The following is a 1,964-nucleotide window of genomic DNA, read 5'->3' on the forward strand; positions in this document are numbered from 1 at the left end:
AATAAATAACTTATCATATTATTTGGGGGGGCGTGCACTGTACGAAAACGCCTCTCTTCACATCAAACCAAAAGACAAAATAGGCCTAATTGGCCTCAATGGAACTGGAAAATCCACACTATTACGACTTATCCATGGAGAATTGACTCCTGATGAGGGATCTATTAGTAAAAGTAATGACTGTACCATTGGTTTTCTAAATCAGGATTTGCTCTCTTATCAATCAGAGGATAGTATCCTTACTGTAGCTATGCAGGCCTTTGATAAGGCCCTCCAAGTGCAAAAACAAATTGATAAAGTGCTTCATCAAATGGAAACCAATTATGAAGACCGTTTAGTGGACCGTTTAAGCAGTCTTCAGGAAGAATTTGAGGCATTAGACGGTTACACCATTAAAGCCAGAGCGGAAGAAGTATTGGAAGGGATAGGTTTTTCTACAAAGGACCTGGACCGTCCATTGCAAGAATTCTCGGGAGGATGGCGGATGAGGGTGATGTTAGCTAAACTACTGTTGGAAAAGCCTTCTCTTCTCATGCTTGATGAGCCCACTAACCACCTGGATTTACCTTCTATCCAGTGGGTGGAAAATTATCTAAAGAATTATGAAGGGGGAATAATAGTTGTATCTCACGATCAACAATTCCTTGACAATACAGTAAACACCATAGTAGAGGTTTCTTCCCGTCAGTTGACTTCTTATTCGGGTAATTATTCATTTTACCAAGAGGAAAAAGAACTCCGGTCGGAAATTCAACAAAATGCTTTTGAAAACCAACAACAGCAAATAAAACAAACAGAGCGCTTTATTGAGCGATTTCGATCTAAAGCCACTAAAGCCAGGCAAGTACAATCGCGGGTAAAAGCTCTGGAAAGAATGGATCGAGTAGATGAAGTTATAAACGAAAATGCTCAGGTAAATTTTAATTTCAACTTCAAGCAACAATCGGGACGTTTTGTTTCCACTTTGGAAAATATCTCCAAATCATTTGGTGATTTGACTATTCTTCAAAATACAAACGCTACCATAGAAAGAGGAGATAAGATTGCTTTAATTGGTGCCAACGGAAAAGGAAAATCTACTCTTTTAAGGATTATTGCAGGACAAGATTCTAATATTAGCGGAGAAAGCAAATTAGGATATAATGTTAATATGTCTTTTTATGCTCAGCATCAGTTAGAAGCCCTCACAGTAGATAATGAAATCCTGGAAGAGTTAAAGCAAGCTGGAACAGACAAAACCGAACAAGAATTACGAAGTGTTTTAGGTTGCTTTCTATTTAGAGATGAAGAAGTCTACAAAAAAATTAAAGTGCTTTCAGGAGGAGAAAAGTCCCGAGTTGCATTGGCCAAGGTATTAATTTCAGAAGCTAACTTTCTTTTATTGGATGAGCCAACTAACCACCTGGATATGCAGTCGGTAAATATTCTAATACAGGCCATTCAACAATATCAGGGTTCCACAATTATTGTTTCTCATGATCGACATTTCATAAAAGAAGTGGCTACTAAGATTTGGTATATTGAAAACCAGGAAATAAAAGAATACCCTGGTACATACGAAGAATACGAATATTGGCGACAAAAAAACGAGGAGAAAAAACCTTCTTCTCCGAAGAAAAATAATAAGGGAAATGAGAAACCAAAAAAATCCACGTCTTTACCGGTAGATCGTAAAACTGACAATCAAATTAAAAAGTTAAAAAAAGAGCTGGAGACTGCTGAACAGAAGGTCACAGAACTGGAGAACCGAATCCAGGGAATTGAAAATGAAATGGCAAAACCTGAAATTTACGGTGATGTGGAGCAACTTAAAGCTTGTAACGAAAAATATAATGAAGCCAAACAATTATTAGAAATACATCAAGACCAGTGGGAAAACACCTTAATGCAACTTGAAGAACTGGAATAAATTTAATTAAAAGTTAAGGGTTGAGAGGCACTGTGAGAGAAACTGTGTAAGTGGT

1 protein-coding gene is annotated in these 1,964 nt (G+C 37.3%); it reads left to right on the top strand.

What is annotated here, in order from left to right; translation table 11 throughout:
* Position 1 precedes the first annotated feature (1 nt).
* Entirely contained in the window at positions 2-1,909 is a 1,908-nt protein-coding gene (abc-f, locus tag E1171_RS02170) for a ribosomal protection-like ABC-F family protein (protein WP_343031283.1), read from the top strand.
* Positions 1,910-1,964: the final 55 nt, after the last annotated feature.

It is taken from the genome of Xanthovirga aplysinae (genome assembly GCF_009711365.1).
Taxonomy (GTDB): domain Bacteria; phylum Bacteroidota; class Bacteroidia; order Cytophagales; family Cyclobacteriaceae; genus Xanthovirga; species Xanthovirga aplysinae.